The sequence below is a fragment of the Reyranella sp. genome (assembly GCF_004297405.1).
In the GTDB taxonomy this organism is placed as follows: domain Bacteria; phylum Pseudomonadota; class Alphaproteobacteria; order Reyranellales; family Reyranellaceae; genus Reyranella.
On record NZ_SCVC01000042.1, the window covers coordinates 113,410 to 131,210 of the forward strand.

The 17,801-nt window shown below is 64.6% G+C and carries 18 protein-coding genes; 13 read left to right on the forward strand and 5 right to left on the reverse strand.

Features of this window, described 5'->3' with window-relative positions; genetic code table 11:
* Position 1: 1 nt before the first annotated feature.
* Both EPO50_RS26710 and EPO50_RS26715 read left to right on the forward strand, forming a co-directional pair.
* Entirely contained in the window at positions 2–445 is a 444-nt protein-coding gene (locus EPO50_RS26710; protein WP_296349289.1) for a thioesterase family protein, read from the forward strand.
* Complete coding sequence (locus EPO50_RS26715) at positions 442–918, forward strand: PaaI family thioesterase (RefSeq protein WP_296349292.1); 477 nt, start codon at positions 442–444, stop codon at positions 916–918. The genes EPO50_RS26710 and EPO50_RS26715 overlap by 4 nt, the downstream gene beginning before the upstream one ends.
* Positions 919–927: 9 nt before the next feature.
* On the opposite strand, the gene EPO50_RS26720 is transcribed toward EPO50_RS26715, so the two are convergent.
* Positions 928–2,505 (reverse strand): hypothetical protein, encoded by a 1,578-nt coding sequence (locus tag EPO50_RS26720; RefSeq protein WP_296349293.1) that lies wholly within the window; start codon positions 2,503–2,505, stop codon positions 928–930.
* A 59-nt stretch (positions 2,506–2,564) separates the two neighbouring features.
* On the opposite strand from EPO50_RS26720, the gene EPO50_RS26725 reads away from it, so the two are divergent.
* From EPO50_RS26725 to EPO50_RS26755, 7 genes are all read left to right on the forward strand, one after another.
* Positions 2,565–3,305 (forward strand): methyltransferase domain-containing protein, encoded by a 741-nt coding sequence (locus EPO50_RS26725; RefSeq protein ID WP_296349295.1) that lies wholly within the window; start codon positions 2,565–2,567, stop codon positions 3,303–3,305.
* Positions 3,298–4,338, forward strand: coding sequence for a glycosyltransferase family 2 protein (locus tag EPO50_RS26730; protein ID WP_296349296.1), 1,041 nt, complete (start codon positions 3,298–3,300; stop codon positions 4,336–4,338). The genes EPO50_RS26725 and EPO50_RS26730 overlap by 8 nt, the downstream gene beginning before the upstream one ends.
* Complete coding sequence (locus EPO50_RS26735) at positions 4,335–4,667, forward strand: EamA family transporter (protein ID WP_296349298.1); 333 nt, start codon at positions 4,335–4,337, stop codon at positions 4,665–4,667. The genes EPO50_RS26730 and EPO50_RS26735 overlap by 4 nt, the downstream gene beginning before the upstream one ends.
* Positions 4,668–4,677: 10 nt before the next feature.
* Positions 4,678–5,541, forward strand: coding sequence for a crotonase/enoyl-CoA hydratase family protein (locus EPO50_RS26740; RefSeq protein ID WP_296349300.1), 864 nt, complete (start codon positions 4,678–4,680; stop codon positions 5,539–5,541).
* A 72-nt stretch (positions 5,542–5,613) separates the two neighbouring features.
* A complete protein-coding gene (locus EPO50_RS26745) occupies positions 5,614–6,654 on the forward strand; it encodes an ABC transporter substrate-binding protein (protein ID WP_296349302.1) in 1,041 nt (346 codons plus the stop codon).
* Between the two features lie 36 nt (positions 6,655–6,690).
* The gene (locus EPO50_RS26750) at positions 6,691–7,488 is read left to right on the forward strand and encodes an ABC transporter ATP-binding protein (RefSeq protein ID WP_296349670.1); all 798 of its coding nucleotides are present in this window, start codon (positions 6,691–6,693) and stop codon (positions 7,486–7,488) included.
* 1 nt (position 7,489) lies between these two features.
* The gene (locus EPO50_RS26755; RefSeq protein WP_296349304.1) at positions 7,490–8,287 is read left to right on the forward strand and encodes an ABC transporter permease; all 798 of its coding nucleotides are present in this window, start codon (positions 7,490–7,492) and stop codon (positions 8,285–8,287) included.
* 3 nt (positions 8,288–8,290) lie between these two features.
* On the opposite strand, the gene EPO50_RS26760 is transcribed toward EPO50_RS26755, so the two are convergent.
* Positions 8,291–9,112 (reverse strand): enoyl-CoA hydratase, encoded by an 822-nt coding sequence (locus EPO50_RS26760; RefSeq protein WP_296349305.1) that lies wholly within the window; start codon positions 9,110–9,112, stop codon positions 8,291–8,293.
* Between the two features lie 240 nt (positions 9,113–9,352).
* Here EPO50_RS26760 and EPO50_RS26765 point away from each other — a divergent pair, with 240 nt between their 5' ends.
* The 3 genes from EPO50_RS26765 to EPO50_RS26775 all read left to right on the forward strand — a co-directional run bounded on the left by EPO50_RS26765 (position 9,353) and on the right by EPO50_RS26775 (position 11,509).
* Positions 9,353–9,787, forward strand: coding sequence for a MaoC family dehydratase (locus tag EPO50_RS26765; RefSeq protein ID WP_296349672.1), 435 nt, complete (start codon positions 9,353–9,355; stop codon positions 9,785–9,787).
* 10 nt (positions 9,788–9,797) lie between these two features.
* A complete protein-coding gene (locus EPO50_RS26770; protein WP_296349307.1) occupies positions 9,798–10,514 on the forward strand; it encodes a gamma-glutamylcyclotransferase in 717 nt (238 codons plus the stop codon).
* A 68-nt stretch (positions 10,515–10,582) separates the two neighbouring features.
* Complete coding sequence (locus EPO50_RS26775; RefSeq protein ID WP_296349309.1) at positions 10,583–11,509, forward strand: DMT family transporter; 927 nt, start codon at positions 10,583–10,585, stop codon at positions 11,507–11,509.
* A 10-nt stretch (positions 11,510–11,519) separates the two neighbouring features.
* Here the strand turns inward: EPO50_RS26775 and moaA are convergent, their stop codons facing one another.
* From moaA to EPO50_RS26790, 3 genes are all read right to left on the reverse strand, one after another.
* Positions 11,520–12,512, reverse strand: coding sequence for a GTP 3',8-cyclase MoaA (moaA, locus tag EPO50_RS26780; protein ID WP_296349311.1), 993 nt, complete (start codon positions 12,510–12,512; stop codon positions 11,520–11,522).
* Positions 12,513–12,707: 195 nt separating this feature from the next.
* Complete coding sequence (locus EPO50_RS26785; RefSeq protein WP_296349313.1) at positions 12,708–14,288, reverse strand: cisplatin damage response ATP-dependent DNA ligase; 1,581 nt, start codon at positions 14,286–14,288, stop codon at positions 12,708–12,710.
* Positions 14,289–14,291: 3 nt separating this feature from the next.
* Positions 14,292–15,326 (reverse strand): ligase-associated DNA damage response exonuclease, encoded by a 1,035-nt coding sequence (locus EPO50_RS26790; protein ID WP_296349315.1) that lies wholly within the window; start codon positions 15,324–15,326, stop codon positions 14,292–14,294.
* A gap of 28 nt (positions 15,327–15,354) precedes the next feature.
* On the opposite strand from EPO50_RS26790, the gene EPO50_RS26795 reads away from it, so the two are divergent.
* On the forward strand, positions 15,355–17,796 hold the full coding sequence (locus tag EPO50_RS26795) for a ligase-associated DNA damage response DEXH box helicase (RefSeq protein WP_296349673.1): 2,442 nt from the start codon (positions 15,355–15,357) through the stop codon (positions 17,794–17,796).
* Positions 17,797–17,801: the final 5 nt, after the last annotated feature.

Sequence of the window (17,801 nt, forward strand, 5' to 3'; positions counted from 1 at the left end):
AATGGCGTTCGATCTTGCCGACCGCGGCATCTATGGTTTCTCGACTTCGGAAAATCTCCGGTTCGCCGATGTGGACGCCAATGGCCACATCAATAATGGATCCTTTCTCGAACTGCTCGAGAATGCCCGCGTTTCCTACCTGCGCCAGATCGTTCGTTCGGGCCTGCCGCGCTTTCGGATGGTAGTCGGCCGCATCGAAGCCGATTTCAAGCGGCAGATGTTCTATCCCGGTGTCGCAACGGCCTGCGCCCGCATGATCGAGTCGCACGAGCGCAAGTGCGTGATCGGGCAGGGACTGTTCGACGGCGAGGGAAATTGCACGGCGGTTCAGCGCGTCCTCATGGTGTCGCTCGACGAGAAGACGCATCGCAGCACGCCCTTCGAGCCGGAGGTACGCTCTATGATCGACCGGCTCGCCGCCTCCAAAGACGGATTGACCGCATGACAGCCGAAGTTCCCGCCGGAATTCCAGAGGGTTTCCGTAAGCTCGCCGTGCCTGATCAGTTCGTGGCGTTGGCCGGGCCGCTCTGGGTCAAGGCCGAATCCGACGGCCTGCGCGTCGGCCTGCCGCTGGAGGACCGTCATGGCAATCCGATGGGCTGGGCCCATGGCGGATTGCTGGTCACGGTGGCCGACATGGTCATGGGCCTGGGATCGGGCTTCGCCACGGGCATCTTCTGGCCGCATCCGACGATCTCGCTCACCAGCGAGTTCGTGCGCGGCGCCAAACTCGGCCATTGGCTGGAGGGCAAGGCGCGGATCGCGCGACGCACCGTCAATTTCTGCTTCGCGACCTGCGACCTGATTTGCGATGGCGAGATCGTGCTGGTGTCGTCGGGGGTCTTCAAAGTGCCCGATGTCGACAAGATCCCCGAGCAGTTCCAGACCGCCGCCCTGTCGCCACCCTGGAAGAGGTAAGCCGAACCGTTACTTCTTCTTCCGCCGGTAAATCCGGTAGCGGTCGAAGTCCATAAGGTGTTCGTAATTCTCGAAGGCGTCGGCGAACACCCGGTTCTGCAGGAAGTATTCGAGGTAGTCGAACTCCTTGCCCTGGCAGCGCGGCACACCGGCGATACGGTCCACGATCAAGAGATCGGGATGCTCGCGGGCGAAGTCTTCGCTCACCGTATCGAACACGAACTTCTCGGAATCGCCCATCGTATCGGGCGGATTGTAGAGGGCAGGGAAGTCGTCGCAGGTCGCGTAGACGCCCTGCAGCACCCACATGGTGAGAAACCGCGTGGTCATGCGGCCGTTGACGTAGTTCACCATCGGCCAGAACGGGTAGATGCCCGGCGACAGGACCAGGAAGGAGCGGTGCGGCGCGTTCTGCTCGATGATGTGTTGCAGCCGGCCGCCGATCGAATCCTCGAACTGCCGCTGCTTGTAGAAGGGCGGCGTATAGAGCGCGGCCTGGAAGTAGAGCAGCACCATCAGGGTGGCGCAGATCACCGCCACCGGTAGGCGGTGTGCGCTGCGGCTGATTGGCAGGTAGCGGTCGACGGTCTGCGAGACGGTGAGGGCAGCCAGCAGGATCGCTGCCGAAAGCGCCGGCAGCACGTGATAGGGCCAACCCTTGGCCTGGCCGATGGCCGAAAGCGCGGCGCCGATGCCAAAAACGACCAGCACGCGGGCTGCGATGGTCTTGGTGAATAGGGTGGCCAGCAGGCCGAAGATCAGCAGCGCCAGCAGCGTAGGGCCCAGCACATTGCTGGTCAGCACCTCGCGCCAGCCCGAATCGCCGATCGGGGCGTAGGATTCGATGGCCAATGGCAGCACGAACCGGCCGAAGTCGGGGAACAGTGTGTACATCGACACGACATGCGCCACCGCCAGCAGACCGATGGCCCAGGGAATGGGATCGGTTAGCGTGGCGCGCCAGCCACGGCGTACCAGCAGGTAGAGCTCCACCGCCGCCGGAATGGCGAGATAGTGCGGCTTCATCGCGAGGGCGAGGCCAGCGACAATGCCGACCGCAATGCTGGCCGTTCGTGTCGGGCTCACCCCTTCGGCCCGCGCCATCGAGGCAATCAGGTAGGGCGCGCAGGCCACGAACATGATGTGTTCGCGCTGGCCGAAATGCTCGTTGGGCAGCACGGAGAACAAGAACAGCAGCACCGGCGGCAGCAGGGCCTCGGTGAGCGCATGGTCTGCCGAGGGCACAAGATGTACGAGGCGCCGACACGCCCAGAAAGAGGCGAAGATGCCGGCGACCACCCAGGCGGTGAACCAGAAGGTCACGGTTCCGGGCAGGATCTTTGCCGTCAGCACTGGCAGGCCGTGGATGATGAAGGTCAGCGGCAGGTTCTCGTCGAGGACCTCGACATAGAGCTTCTCGCCGCCGATCCAGCGGGTCGACACGTCGAGGATGGCGGCGACGTCGTGGTTGATGGGTGGGAAGAAATAGCCGGTCAGCCACAGCACCGGCAGGGCGAACAGGGGCGCCAGCAGCAGTCGTTCGATGCGCGGCGGAATTGTCGGGGGCTTGGTCGTGACGGTTGGCAAGGCCCGGGGAAGATATCATAAGCAGACGACAAGACGAGACTTACGGAGGCCTTCACGGCGTGGAGCGGGCTGAATACGAGCGCATGCACGCGGTCGAGGACCGCATGTGGTGGTATCGCGGCCTGCGCGCGCTGGCGGCGGGCGAGCTCGCACGGGCCCTGGCGCGTTCGGCAGCGGCTGGCCCCGTGCTCGACGCGGGATGCGGTACGGGCGGTATGCTGCGCATTTTGGGGCCAACCGCTGCGGGACGCCCGACCCTCGGCCTGGAATATGATGCGATAGCGGCCTCGCTGGCGGCGGCCAAAGCAGGTCGGCCCGTCGCCTCGGGTTCGGTCAACGAAATGCCTCTGGGCGATGCCACGCTCGCTGGTTACGTCTCGCTCGACGTCCTGTGTCATGGTGGTGTCGAACCAGCGAGTGCCCTGAAAGAGGCGCACCGCTGCCTCCGACCGGGCGCGATCGCGGTCTTCAATCTGCCCGCCTATGGCTGGATGTTGTCCGCGCACGACAAGCGCGTGCACAATGTCCGCCGCTTTACGCGGGGCCAGGTCGGAGCCTTGCTTGCCGGGCATGGTTTCCGTGTCCTTCGTTCGAGCTACTGGAACACCTTCTTGTTTCCTCTCATGCTTCTTCACCGACTGACCGAACGCGACGACGCCGAGAGCGATGTGCGCGACTATCCGCGCTGGCTCGACGCCTTCTTTTCGACGGCCCTTGCGGTTGAACGTGGCCTCATCGCAATGGGTCTCAGCCTGCCGTTTGGCGGTTCCCTGCTTGTCGTGGCGACGCGCGATGAGTGAGGCAACTCTGCCGGCTCCGGCCTTGTCGATTGTCGTGCCGGTCTACAATGGCGCCGCAACGGTCGGCGATCTGGTCAAGGCGCTACGTGCCCTCGACATCGACGGCGGTCTGGAAATCGTGCTGGCGGTCGATGGCAGCCCGGACAACAGTCTCGACGTCTGCAAGCAGCTCGCCCAGGAGCCCGGCGCGCCGATCATCGTTCTGTCGCTCAGCCGTAATTTCGGTGAGCACAATGCCGTCATGGCTGGCCTGTCGCGGGCCAGTGGTGCCTTCGCCATCACGATGGACGACGATCTGCAAAATCCACCAGAGGAGGTGAAGCGCCTCTTCGAGCATGCGCGGGACGGCGGCTACGACGCGGTCTACACCTATTACGAAGAGAAGAAGCATGCGGCGTGGCGCAACCTCGGCAGCCGGTTCACCAACTGGTGCGCCGACCGGCTGATCGACAAGCCGCCGGGCCTCTATCTGTCGAGCTTCCGTTGCATCTCCGCTTTCGTGCGTGAGCGGATCACGGCGAGCTATGAAGGCCCTTATCCCTATGTCGATGGCCTGGTCTTCCAGGTGACGCAGAATGTCGGTCGACTGCAGGTCAGCCACCTGCCGCGCGCCGAAGGCCGCTCCAACTACACGCTGCGCCGCCTGATCAGGCTGTGGCTCGCGATGTTCCTGAACTTCTCGGTGATGCCGCTACGGCTCGCCACCTTGCTGGGCTTGGCTTTCGGCGCGTTGGGCGCCCTTACCGCGGTGATTGTCATCGTCGAGGCGATCATCTCCGACAAGCCCCCGCAAGGCTGGGCGTCGTTGATGGTCGCCGTTCTCGTGCTGGCTGGCGTGCAGCTCGTCGTGCTCGGCATGATCGGCGAGTATGTCGGCCGCATGTTCCTGGCCGTCAATCGCAAGCCACAGTATCTCGTGCGCGAGGTCTTCCGTCGCGGTGCGGAAGGTCTCGAGGTCGAACGACCGAGGGTCGATACGCGGGCGGCGGGGCAGCCGCACCGCGAACCATCGCGGGGGGAGAGCGATCGATGACGATCTATTATGTAGCGCTGGGGATCGGCATCCTGGCCGGTATCGGCGGTCAGATTCTGCTGAAAGCCGGCGCCGATGCGCCCGATTTCGTGGCGCAGCTCATGCGGCCCTCCACCATTGCAGGGCTGGCGCTCTACGGCTCGGCGGCCTTCCTCTACATCGTTGCCCTGCGCAAGATTCCGGTTTCGGTCGCTTTTCCCAGCGTGTCGCTCTCCTATGCGATCGTTGCAGTGCTTGGACACTTCCTTTTCGGCGAGCCCTTCGGCATCAAGCAGATCGGCGGCATTGCCCTGATCGTGGGCGGCGTCGTGTTGATCAACCAGAGCTGAGGACCGCGCCGTGGATTACGAGCAGATCAAGTACGAGAAGAACAAGGACATCCTCACCATCACGCTGAACAGGCCGGACAAGCTCAACGCCTTCACGGGCAAGATGCTGTCGGAGCTGCTGGATGCGATGGATCGCTCTGATCGCGACGACGATGTCCGGGCGGTGGTCTTCACCGGTGCGGGCCGCGGCTTCTGCGCTGGCGCCGATCTCTCTGGTGGTGCCAACACCTTCAACGCCGAGAATCGCGGGCCGGTCGATCCGGGTCTCGACGGCCATCGCGATGGCGGCGGTCTCTTCACCCTGCGCCTCTACGAATCGCTCAAGCCCACGATCGCTGCCTGCAACGGGCCGGCGGTCGGCGTCGGCATCACCATGCAGCTCGCCATGGACGTGCGACTGGCGTCGGAAGAGGCGCGCTACGGCTTTGTCTTCACGCGTCGCGCCATTGTCATGGAGGCCTGCTCGAGCTGGTTCCTGCCGCGCTTGGTCGGGCCGCAGCAGGCTCTGGAGTGGGTGATGACCGGTCGCGTCTTTTCGGCCGAGGAGGCGCTGAATGGCCGGCTGGTCCGTTCGGTGCACAAGGCCGACGATCTCCTGCCGTCGGCCTATGCCCTGGCGCGCGAGATTGCCGACAACACGGCCCCCGTCTCGGTCGCGCTCAATCGCCATATGATCTGGAAGATGCTGGGCGCCGACCATCCGATGGAAGCGCACAAAGTCGACTCCAAGGGCATCTATTCGCGCGGCAAGTCAGCCGATGTGAAGGAAGGCGTGGTCGCCTTCCTGGAGAAGCGCCCCGCGAAGTTCCCGATGAAGGTGAGCGACGGCATGCCGTCCTTCTTCCCGTGGTGGCAGGAGCGGCCCTTCAAGTAGGGTCCGGGTCGGGTTGCCCCTCGCGGGGGCTTGCGGCAAGCTGCCGAAAAACAAGCCTTCGCGGAGGGAACGATGATCAAGCTGCAGATGCGGCGGCGCGTGCTTTTGGCCGCCGCTCCGATGGTCGTGGCCGCGCCCTATGTGGCGCGTGCGCAAGGCAAGCCCGAGAAGAGCAAGGTGGTGCTCGCCGTCGGTGGCAAGTCCGCGCTCTACTACCTGTCGCTCACGATTGCCGAGCGCAAAGGCTTCTTCAAAGAAGCGGGTCTCGATGTCGAGATCAACGACTTCCAGGGTGGCGCCAAGTCGCTTCAGGCCTTGATGGGCGGCAGTGCCGATGTGGTGGCCGGCGCCTACGAGCACACGATCCGCATGCAGCAGCGCGGCCAGCCGATCGTGGGCTTCGCCCTGATCGGCCGCGGCATGCAGCTCGCCATCGGCCTGCGCAATGACGTCGCCGCCAAGGTGAAGGGGCCGGCCGACATCAAGGGCATGAAATTCGGTGTTACGGCGCCAGGTTCGCAGACCAACATGCTGGTGAACTTCTGGGCGGCCAAGGGCGGACTGAAGGCGACGGACATCGTGCCAATCGGTGTCGGTGCCGGGGCCTCGGTTGTGGCGGCGATCGAGAAGGGCGAGGTCGACGGCGTGTCTCAGTCCGATCCGGCGCTCACGATCCTGCAGGAAAAGAACCTCATCAAGATCATGCTCGATACGCGGACCATGAAGGGGAACCAGGAACTGTTCGGTGGGGCTTTCCCGGCGGCCTGCCTCTACGCCCAGCCCGAGCTCCTGACGAAGACCCCGAACACCGCGCAGGCGCTGGCGACGGGGATCGTGCGTGCCAACGAATGGCTGCAGAAGGCGTCGCCTGCCGAGGTCGCGAGCTCCGTGCCCGAGGCCTATCTGCTGGGCGACCGTGCGGTCTACGAGAAGTCGTTTGCGGGCGTCCGCGAGACGATCTCGCCGGACGGGCTGATGCCACCCGGCGCCATGGAGAATGCGCTGAAGTTCCTGGCCGACGGTGACCCGAAGATCGCGGCGGATATCGGCAAGATCAAGCTCGCCGACACCTGGACCAACGAGTTGGCGCAGCGCGCTGGCAAGCGCAGCTAGCCGGCTGTGGCGCCGACTGATGTGCCAGCGTTGGCGCTGGCCGATATCACCTGCCGCTTCGCCGCCCGGGACGGTGCACGCGAACCTTACACGGCCGTCGCCAATGCGACGCTGAGTGTGGCAAAGGGCGAGTTCGTATCCGTGGTCGGTCCGACCGGCTGTGGCAAGTCGACCTTGCTCAACGTGGCGGCGGGCCTGCTCGAGCCATCGTTGGGGACCGTCGACGTATTCGGCGAGCGGTTGATCTCGGCCGAGGGCGTCAACCGGCGTGCCGGTTACATGTTCCAGGCCGATGCGCTGATGCCGTGGCGTACCGGGATCGACAATGTGGTCGCTGGCCTCGAATTCCGTGGCGTGCCGCGCAGTGACGCTGTTGCCCAGGCCGAGGCGTGGCTGCGCCGGGTCGGCCTGGCAGGTTTCGGCGATCGCTATCCGCACCAGATGTCGGGCGGCATGCGGAAGCGGCTGGCGCTGGCGCAGACCCTGATCCTCAGTCCCGACATCCTGCTCATGGACGAACCCTTCTCGGCGCTCGACGTGCAGACGCGCCAGCTCATGGAGAACGAGCTGCTGGCGCTCTGGGCGGAGGACCGTAAGTCCGTGCTCTTCATCACCCACGATCTCGAGGAGGCGATTGCACTTTCCGATCGTGTCGTCGTGCTGTCGGCGGGGCCGGCGACACGGCCCATCGGGGACTTCAAGGTCGACCTGCCGCGGCCGCGCGATGTGTCGGAGATCCGCATGACGCCGGCCTTTCTGACGCTCCATCGCGAGATCTGGGCGGCAATGAAGGAAGAAGTCCTGAAGGCCTATGCCGCGCAGAAGGTCGCCTGAGATGCGCCTGCGTATCCTGCAAATCATGGTCCTCGGTCTGCTGATCGTCTTCTGGTACCTGATGACGGCGCCGGGCCTGATCCCGCCCTTCTACTTCGACAAGCCCAACCGGGCGGCGTTCTTCTTCGGCGAGCCGCAGAAGGTCTTCTGGGTGATCGTCGACTGGTTCGCGACCGGCGAGATATTCCGCCATCTCGGCATCACGCTGCTCGAGACGGCGCTGGGCTTCGTGATCGGCGCGGCCTTCGGTCTCGGCATCGGCCTGTGGCTGGCGCTGTCGCCGACGGCCTCCGCCGTGATGGATCCCTATATCAAGGGCTTCAATTCCATGCCGCGCGTCGTGCTGGCGCCGATCTTCGCGGTCTGGTTCGGGCTCGGCATCTGGTCGAAGGTGGCGCTGGGCGTCACGCTGGTTTTCTTCGTGGTGTTCTTCAACGTCTATCAGGGCGTGCGCGAAGTGAGCCCCAACCTGATCGCCAGTGCTCGCATGTTGGGGGCTTCGCGCCGCCAGCTCCTGCGCTCGATCTACCTGCCGAGCGCGATGAGCTGGGTGTTTGCGAGCCTGCACAATGCCGTGGGCCTCGCCTTCGTCGGCGCGGTCGTCGGTGAATATCTCGGCTCGTCGATGGGCGTCGGCTACCTGATCCTGCAGGCCGAAGGGACGTTCGACATCAACACCGTCTTCGCCGGCATCCTGGTGCTGACGGCCTTCGCACTGGCGCTCGATGGCGCCGTCGGCGCCGTCGAGCGGCGCCTGATGACCTGGCAGCCTCGGGCCAGCGAGACCGAGAAGGTCTAGGGGCTACTTGCCCGTAAACCGCGCAGCGCGCTTCTCGAGGAAGTGCGCCACGCCCTCCTTGAAGTCGGAGGTCTGGAAGGAAAGCTCCATCTCGTGGTTCGCCTGGGTGGTGGCTTCGGCCAGGGTCTGGAACTCGGCCTCCCAGAGCTGCCGCTTCATCACGGCGACCGAACGCGGCGAGACGGTGTTGGCGAGCAGGGTCGCGTAGGCCCGCGTCTCGGCCATCAGCTTGTCGTCGGGGATGACCCGGTTCACCAGACCGAGCGCCAGCGCCTCGGGCGCGCGGAACTTGCGGGCGGAGCAGAGAAGGTCGAGCGCGGCGGGAAGGCCCACTAACCGGGGTAGTAGCCAGCTTATGCCATGCTCGGCGATCAGGCCGCGTTGGGCGAAGGCGGTGGTGAAGACGGCCGACTCGCCCGCGAAACGCAGGTCCGCGTAGAGCGGGATGACCATGCCGAGGCCAGCTGCCGGACCGTTGATTGCAGCGATGATGAATTTCGGAATGGCCGGGAAGTAGGAGTAGTTCATCTTGAACTCGGCCAGGGTGCTGCCGCCCGCCAGGCCTTCCTGGGCCTTGGACGAGCGGTCAGTCGACGCACCGGCGCCGATGGCCTGCAGGCCGCCCATATCGGCGCCGGCACAGAAACCGCGGCCCGCTCCGGTCAGGATAATGGCCCTTACGTCCGGATCTGCCCCCGCCGTTTGCATGGCGTCCTTCAGGTCGAGGTGCATCTGGCGCGTCCAGGCATTGAGCTTGTCCGGACGGTTCAGGCTAATCGTGCAGATGCGGTCCGCGACATCGTAGAGGACGGTTTCATATGCCATCCGGGGGTCTCCTCCTGTGCATTCTTGTGGATGGCATGATGAGCAAAAGCCCGCGACGATACAAATGGGACGCTATGGGGAAGGGGCAGACGTTACCGCTGACCTATGATCACCCGTCATTGGGGATGCCGGGCACCGGAATCGCCAGTGGCGAACTATTTGCAGTATATTGCAGCCAAGCGGCAATAATAAAGGCTGAGGTTGGAAATGGCTAAGAGGGAATTCGCTCACCCGAACGAGATGCATAAGCATGTGGGCCAGGAAATTGGGGTGAGTGACTGGGTCGAGATTACGCAAGAGAGGATCAGTCTTTTCGCCGATGCGACCGGCGACCATCAATGGATCCATGTCGATGTGGAGCGGGCCAAGAAGGACATGCCGGGTGGCAAGACTATTGCTCACGGATTCCTGACCCTCTCGCTGATCCCGATGCTCAGTCACCAGATCTCGCACATCAACAACGTCCGCAACGGCATCAACTACGGCTGCAACAAGGTTCGTTTCACGAGCCCGGTCCAGGCCGGGTCGAAGGTGCGGGCCCGTGCCAAGCTGATCGCGGCCGACCCGATGGACAAGGGCGGCGTGCGGCTGACCAATCAGGTGACGATCGAAATCGAAGGGCAGGAGCGTCCGGCCTGCGTGGCCGAGACCATGTCCATCGTGTACGGGACCTGAGGACCAGCCCTTGCTGAAACGCGAAGAGCTGACGTCGGAGCGGATCGATCAGATCGTCGCCGACGCTCATGCTGCCGGCTACCACTTCTTCCTGTCGTCCGAGGCGCGCGAGGCAAGCCTGAAGGAAGCGCTTGCTGGATACCAGCCGGGTGAGGATGTCTGGGTGTTCGCGTACGGCTCCCTGATGTGGAACCCGGCGATCGAATTCGCTGAAGCCACACCCTGCATGGTCGATGGCTGGCGCCGGTCTTTCTGCTTTTGGGTGCCGCTCGGCCGCGGCACACCGGAACTACCTGGCCTGATGCTGGCGCTTGAGGGCGGCGGTGCGTGCGAGGGTATCGCGTACCGGCTGGCGCCTCATCAGGTGCATAGCGAACTCGGTATCCTCTGGAATCGCGAGATGCTGTCGGGCGTCTATCAGCCCCGTTGGGTGCCGGCCAAGCTTCGTGATGGCCGCATGGTTACGGCGGTTACTTTTGTCGTCGATCCGCAGCACTGCCAGTATTGCGGTGACCTGCCGATCGAGCGGGCCGCCCATCACATCGCCTTCGCCGAGGGTCGTCGTGGCCCGTGCCGCGACTATCTCGCCAACACGGCCGAGCATGCCCGTTCCCTCGGCATTCACGATCCTTACCTCGAAGAGCTGGTGGTACGCGTCGCCAATCTGCGGGGCGAGCCATTGTCGACCGCAGGGCAGGTCAACGGTGTGGCTGCCGGTCAGGCCTGACCTCGCCTCTCGAAAGCGGCCGCAACGGCCAAGGTGATATGGTTCAGAGCCTGTGACATAGTCACGATGTGACTGCTTTCGTCGACCGCTGGCTCGCGCTGCCGCCCAACCTGCGTGGCATTCTCTGGGTCGGACTGTCGGGCATCCTGTTTGCCCTCCTCAACGTCTTCACGCTGATTCCCGCACAGCATCTCAATCCCTACGTGATGGCGTTTCTGCGCTATCTCTTCGGTGCGATGTTCCTGCTGCCGATCGTGTTCCGGCTGGGTCTTCACCGTGCGTTGCATACCAATCGCCTGGGCCTGCACATCTCGCGCGGCGCCATCCACACCATCGGCATGTTCCTGTGGTTCATTGCGCTGCCGCTCACCACCCTGGCGGAGATTACGGCGCTGGGCTTCACTGGGCCGATCTTCGTCACCATCGGTGCGGCGTTGTTCCTCCGTGAAGATGTGCGGATGCGGCGCTGGATGGCCGTCTTCGTCGGCTTCATCGGTGCCATGATCATTATCCGGCCGGGTTTCAGCGCACTGCATCTCGGCGTGCTCTGCATCCTGATTTCGACGCCGATCTTCTCGGCCTCGAACCTGATCTCCAAGGCGTTGGCGCGCACGGATTCGGCCAACACGATCGTCATCTGGCAGAATATCGTGATCGTGGTCTGTGCCCTGCCGGTGGCGCTCTGGTTCTGGCAGACGCCGGAGTGGAGCGACATCGCCTGGTTCCTGGCGGCGGGCCTTGCGGGTACCCTAGGCCATCTCTGCCAGCAGCGCGGCTATCAGCTCGCCGACATCACCCTGTTGCAGCCCATCGGCTTCCTGTCCCTGATCTGGAACACAATGCTGGGTTACTTCCTGTTCTTTCAGCAGCCCGACGTCTGGACCTTCGTCGGTGCGGCGGTGATCTTCGCCAGCGCCATGTACATCTCCCACCGTGAAGCGGTGCGGCGGGCGCAGATAAAGACAGCGAGTTCGCAGGCCAATCCGGAGGCCTGAAGGCGAAACCTCAGCCGCCGGTCACGCTCATGTGGCGGGGGACGGCGGGGCCGGTGTGGCGGCGATCGATGATGAAATCGTGGCCCTTGGGCTTGCGCGCGATCGCCTCGGTAATGGCGCGGTCGAGAAGTTCGTCGCTCTCGGAAGCACGCAACGGCCCGCGCAGGTCGGCGGCGTCCTCCTGGCCCAGGCACATATAGAGCGTGCCGGTGCAGGTGAGTCTCACGCGATTGCAGCTTTCGCAGAAATTGTGGGTGAGGGGCGTGATGAAACCCAGCCGGCCTCCGGTCTCCTCGACGCGGAAATAGCGCGCAGGTCCACCGGTCCGGTAATCGGTCTCGGTAAGGGTGAAGTGCTTGGCAATGCTGGCGCGCGCCAGCGACAGCGGTAGATACTGATCGAGCCGCGCCTCACTGCCGATCTCGCCCATGGGCATGACCTCGATCAGGACCAGGTCCATGCCACGGCCGTGGCTCCAGCGGATCAGCTCCTCGAATTCCATGTCGTTGACGCCGCGCAACGCCACGGCATTGATCTTGATGGCGAGACCGGCGCGCTGGGCCGCATCGAGGCCGCGCATCACCTGGTCGAGATCGCCCCAGCGGGTGAGCTGGCGGAACTTGTCCGGATCGAGCGTATCCATCGAGACGTTGACGCGGCGGACACCAATGTCGGCCAGCTCCTGAGCGTACTTGGAGAGCTGGCTGCCGTTGGTCGTGAGCGTCAGCTCCTCCAGCGCCCCGCTTTCGAGATGCCGGCCGAGTCCGCGGAACAGCGACATCACGTTCTTGCGGACCAGCGGCTCACCGCCGGTCATACGCAGCTTCTTCACGCCGCGGCGGACGAAGGCCGTGCAGAGCCGTTCCAGCTCCTCCAGCGACAGGACTTCCGCCTTGGGCAGGAAGGTCATGTCCTCGGCCATGCAATAGACGCAGCGGAAATCGCAGCGGTCTGTCACAGAGACGCGTAGGTAGGAAATATGCCGGCCGAACGGGTCGATCATGGGACTTCTATTACAGGACGCCCCGATAATGGGCACGCCACAGACCCCCTGCAAGGGCGAAAGACCCTAGGAATCTTGGGCTGCGGCCGGCAGGCGGCCGTCCCCTATGGCTTCGTCGAAAGCCATGCTTTTGCCCAGGTAAGCAGCATCGGCCGTGCGAGAATGGGCCAGCACCAGCATCTCGCCGCAACATCGTCATGGCACGAGCTTGAGGAGGGTGGCGACGGTATCGGCTTCGTCTGCCGGCTTGTCAGTGCGTATGCGATTTATGCGGGGAAAGCGCATCGACACGCCCGACTTGTGACGCGTCGAGCGGGCGATGCCATCGAAGGCGATCTCCAGCACCAGACCGTGTGAAACTTCGCGGACGGGCCCGAACCGATTTGTCGTGTGGTCGCGCACCCACTTGTCGAGCCAGCGCAGTTCTTCGTCGGTGAAACCGAAATAGGCTTTGCCGACCGGCGCGAGTTCGCGCTTGCCGTCGGCCCCGTCACGCCAGCATCCGAAGGTGAAATCCGAATAGAAGGAGCTGCGCTTGCCGTGGCCGCGCTGGGCGTACATCAGCACGCAATCTGCCAGCATCGGATCGCGCTTCCACTTGAACCACGGGCCCTTCGGCCGGCCGGCGAGATAGGCGCTGTCGGCGCGCTTCAGCATCAACCCCTCGATGCCGTCGGCGCGCATCGCCTCGCGCTGTTCGGCGAGATGGGCCCAGTCGCGGAAAGTTACCAGCGGCGAGAGGTCGAACCGCGGTCGTTCCTTCACGGCGATCCAGGCTTCGAGGCGAGCGCGGCGCTCGTCGAAGCTCAGCACCCGCAAATCCTGGCCTTCGAGCCACAGCACGTCATAGAGCCTGACGTGAGCGGGATGCTCCTTCAGCATCTTGGGCGTTACGGTCTTGCGGTTCAGCCGTTGCTGCAGGTCGTTGAACGGCGCAACGGCAGTCTCGCGTCGCACCAGCAGCTCGCCATCGAACACGCCCTCAAAGTCGATGGCGTCGACTATGTCCGGAAAAGCGCCGGACACATCCTCGCCAGCACGGCTGTAGAGCCGCTTCACGCCACCGGAAGAAGCGACCTGGACACGGATGCCATCCCATTTCCACTCGGCGCGGAAGTGTGCGGGATCGAGCGTGTCGAGTTCGGTTCGGTCGATCGGATTGGCAAGCATTGGCGGCAGAAACGCGCCACCGGCATTGCTGCTGGGCCGTGGTGCGTCGTGCAGCAACCAGTCGAAGAGAGGCCGATAGGGCGCACTCAGCCGGTGCCAGATCTCTTCGACGGCATCGACGGGTTGATGCCCGATATTGGCGACTGCCTGCTTGGCCAGGCGGGCTGAGACGCCAACTCGCAGCGCGCCGGTCAGCAGCTTCAGCAAGGCCCAGCGTCCGGTCGAGTCGAGGGCATCGAGCCAACGCTTCAGGATGGCAGGCGTTTCGCTACGGCTCGCGCGCTGCAAGGTTTCGACGACCTCCCCGAGCGTCGGCGGAGGGCCTGCGTCGGGATCGGTTTCCCAGATCAGCGCCAAGGTCTCGGCCAGGTCGCCGACATAGTCGTAGGACATGGTGAAAAGTTCTTCGCCGATCTTCTCCTGGCCGAAGCCGCGCAGCAGCGCCGGTTTGGCGGCGGGGAAGTCGAGCCCACCTGTCAGCGCGGCCAATGCCCAGCCACGATCCGGATCGGGCGTCTCGCCGAGATAGGTTTCGATCAGGCGCAGCTTGGCGTTGCGGGCAGGCTGGAAGGAGAGCGCATCGAGGAGGCGGGCGAAGGCCTGCACCGATCAGGACTCCTCTTCCTCGCGACCGGCGAGATGCAGCGCCTCGGCATCGATTCCGATCGAGCGGGCATAGTGGACCAGGGCCTCTTCGCGGCCATGTGTTACCCAGACTTTGGGAGCGCCGACATCCTTCAGAGTCTGGGTCAACTCGGCCCAATCGGCATGGTCGGAGATGATCAACGGCAGCTCTGCCCCGCGTTGGCGTGCTCGCGCCCGCACGCCCATCCAGCCGGAGCAGACGGCGGCGATGGGATCGGCGAAGCGGCGCGTCCAGCGATCGGCGAGGGCCGACGGTGGACAGAGCACGATCGCTCCCTTGAAGGTTTCGAGGATCGCCTCGGAAACCGGCGCCACGTCGCCCAGGTCGATGCCGTGATCCTGGTAGAGTTTGCAAAGCGCGAGCAGGCTGCCGTGCAGCCAGATGCGCTTGTCGTAGCCTGCCTGCCGCAGCAGCCGGATGACCCTCTGGCACTTGCCCAGCGCGTAGACGCCCACCAGATGAGTACGCTCGGGAAACGTCGCAACCGAGCGCAGGAGTTTGCCGATCTCGCCAGCGTCGGAGGGATGGTGGAATACGGGCAGGGCGAAGGTCGCCTCGGTGATGAAGACGTCGCAGGGCACCGGTTCGAAGGGCGGACAGGTGGGGTCGGGCCGGCGCTTGAAGTCGCCCGAGACGACGATGCGCTGGCCGCGATATGCAAGCACTGCTTGCGCCGAGCCGAGGATGTGGCCGGCTGGCGCAAAACCGACCTCGACCTCGCCCATCCGTACGCTCTCGCCGTATTTCAGCGGCTGTTGGTCGGTATCGGGCATATCCTGAAAGCGGGTCCGCATGATCGCCAGCGTCTCGGGCGTGGCGAGGGCGGCGCGATGGCCCGGCCGTGCATGGTCGCCATGACCGTGTGTGATCACGGCACGTGCGACAGCGAAGGCCGGGTCGACGTAGAAATCGCCAGGTTCGCAGTAGAGGCCGCGTGGCGTCGGGTAGAGCCAGGACCTCGGATTCAAGGGAGTGGGAGCGAGAGTGTCGGTTGTCATTGAGCTTGATGCATCCTACCCGGCAGATATGGGGCTTCCCGACCTGTTTTCACGCTGGTTCGAAAGCCGTGGCTGGGCGCCGCGGCCGCATCAGCTCGCATTGGTCGATCTGGCGCGCCAGGGCCGGAGCGCTTTGCTGATCGCGCCGACCGGTGGTGGCAAGACCCTGGCGGGCTTCCTGCCGTCATTGATCGAACTGACGGAGCGGCGGCAGTCCGGCCAGGACCTGGCATACAAGAAGGGGCAGGGCGAACTCCATACGCTCTACATCTCGCCTCTGAAGGCGCTGGCGACCGATATCCGGCGCAACCTCGAACTGCCGATTGCCGAGATGAAGCTGCCGGTGCGCGCCGAGAGCCGCACAGGTGACACGCCACAGAGTCGTCGCCTGCGCCAGCGCGAACGGCCGCCCGATCTGTTGATGACCACGCCGGAGTCGCTGGCACTGCTGCTGAGCTATCTCGATGCCGCACGCTTCTTCGCCTCGCTGAAGTGCGTGATCATCGACGAGCTGCACGCCTTCGCCACGACCAAGCGCGGCCACCACCTGGCCCTCTGCCTGTCGCGGTTGGCCACGCTTGCGCCACAAGCGAGGTTCGTCGGTCTTTCGGCTACCGTTGCCGATCCGCCAGCGCTCGCCGACTTTCTCAAGCTGCGCGAGGAACCGGTCGAGATCGTGCTCGGCGAACCCGGCGCCCCGCCGGTCGTGACCATCATCGATGCCCAGGAGCGCATTCCCTGGGGTGGCCATATGGGACGCCACGCTGTGCCGGAGATCTACAACATCATCCGCCAGCACAAGACGTCGATCATCTTCGTGAACACGCGCGCCCAGGCCGAGCTGGCCTTCGATGCACTGTGGCGCATCAACGAAGAGAATCTGGCGATTGGCCTGCATCACGGCTCGCTGGCGGTGGAGCAGCGCCGCAAGGTCGAGGCGGCGATGTCGGCAGGGAGATTGCGTGCCGTCGTGGCGACCTCGTCGCTCGATCTCGGTATCGACTGGGGCGACGTCGACCTTGTGATTCAGATGGGCGCGCCCAAGGGCGTGAGCCGCCTGATGCAACGGATCGGCCGCGCCAACCATCGGCTCGACGAGCCGAGCCGCGCCATGATCGCGCCAGCCAACCGCTTCGAGGTGCTGGAGTCGCTGGCCGCTCTCGAAGCCGTCGAAGCCCGCGAACTCGACGGCGATCCGCCGCGGCCGCCCTGTCTCGACGTGCTGGCGCAACACATCGTCGGCACCGCCTGTGCCCAGCCGATCGACCGCGAGGCTTTCTTCGCCGAGGTCCGGCGCACCCAGCCCTATCGCGACCTGCCACGCCAGGATTTCGACGACACATTCGACTTCGTGGCGACCGGCGGCTACGCGCTCGCCGCCTACGACCGCTGGCACCGGCTGAAGAAGCTGCCGGATGGACGATGGATGCTGGCCTCTCCGTTGGTGGCGCGGCAGTTCCGCATGAATGTCGGCACCATCGTCGAGCTGCCGCTGATCAAGGTGAAGATGCGGCGCGGGCCGGTGCTGGGGGAGGTCGAGGAGAGCTTCATCCAGGGGCTGGTGCCGGGTGACACGTTCGTCTTCGCCGGCCGGCTGTTGCGCTTCGAGGGCGTGAAGGAACTCATAGCGCAATGCTCGGTGGCCACAGGTGGCGATCCCAAGGTGCCGGCCTATGGCGGTGGCCGTCTGCCGCTCTCGACCTTTTTGGCCGATCGTGTGCGCGGCATCCTGCAGGACCCGGCACGACATCCCAAGCTGCCGGCCGAAGTGCGCGAGTGGCTGCGTATCCAGCGCATCCGTTCGACCCTGCCCAGCGGCGACAAGCTTCTGATCGAAGGATTCCCGCGCGGCGGCAAGCAGTTCATCGTGGCCTACTGCTTCGAGGGCCGGAACGCGCACCAGACGCTCGGCATGCTGCTGACGCGCCGCATGGAGCGCATGGGGCTGCGGCCATTGGGCTTTGTCGCGACGGATTATGTGCTGGGCCTCTGGGGTCTCCGGCCACCGACCAAAGCGCAGCTCGACCAGCTCTTCGACGAAGACATGCTGGGCGACGATCTCGAGGCCTGGATGGACGAGTCGACGATGCTCCGGCGCTCGTTCCGTAACGTTGCGGTGATCGCCGGCCTGATCGAGCGGCGCTTTCCCGGCGAGGAGAAGTCGCGCCGTCAGGTGACGTTCAGCTCGGACCTGATTTACGACACGCTGCGTCAGCACGAGCCCGGCCACATCCTGCTGCGCGCCACCCGCCAGGACGCCGCCTGGCAGCTTGCCGACCTGAAGCGGCTGGGCGATCTCCTGAAGCGCGCCAAGGGCCGCATCGAATACCGCCGGCTCGATCGTATCTCTCCGCTCGCCGTGCCGGTCCTGCTGGAGATCGGTCGCGAAAGCGTGCTGGGCGGCACGGCCGAGGACGAGTTGCTAGACATCGCCGCCCAGGAGCTGATCGACGAGGCGACGCGGCTCTGAGCTTC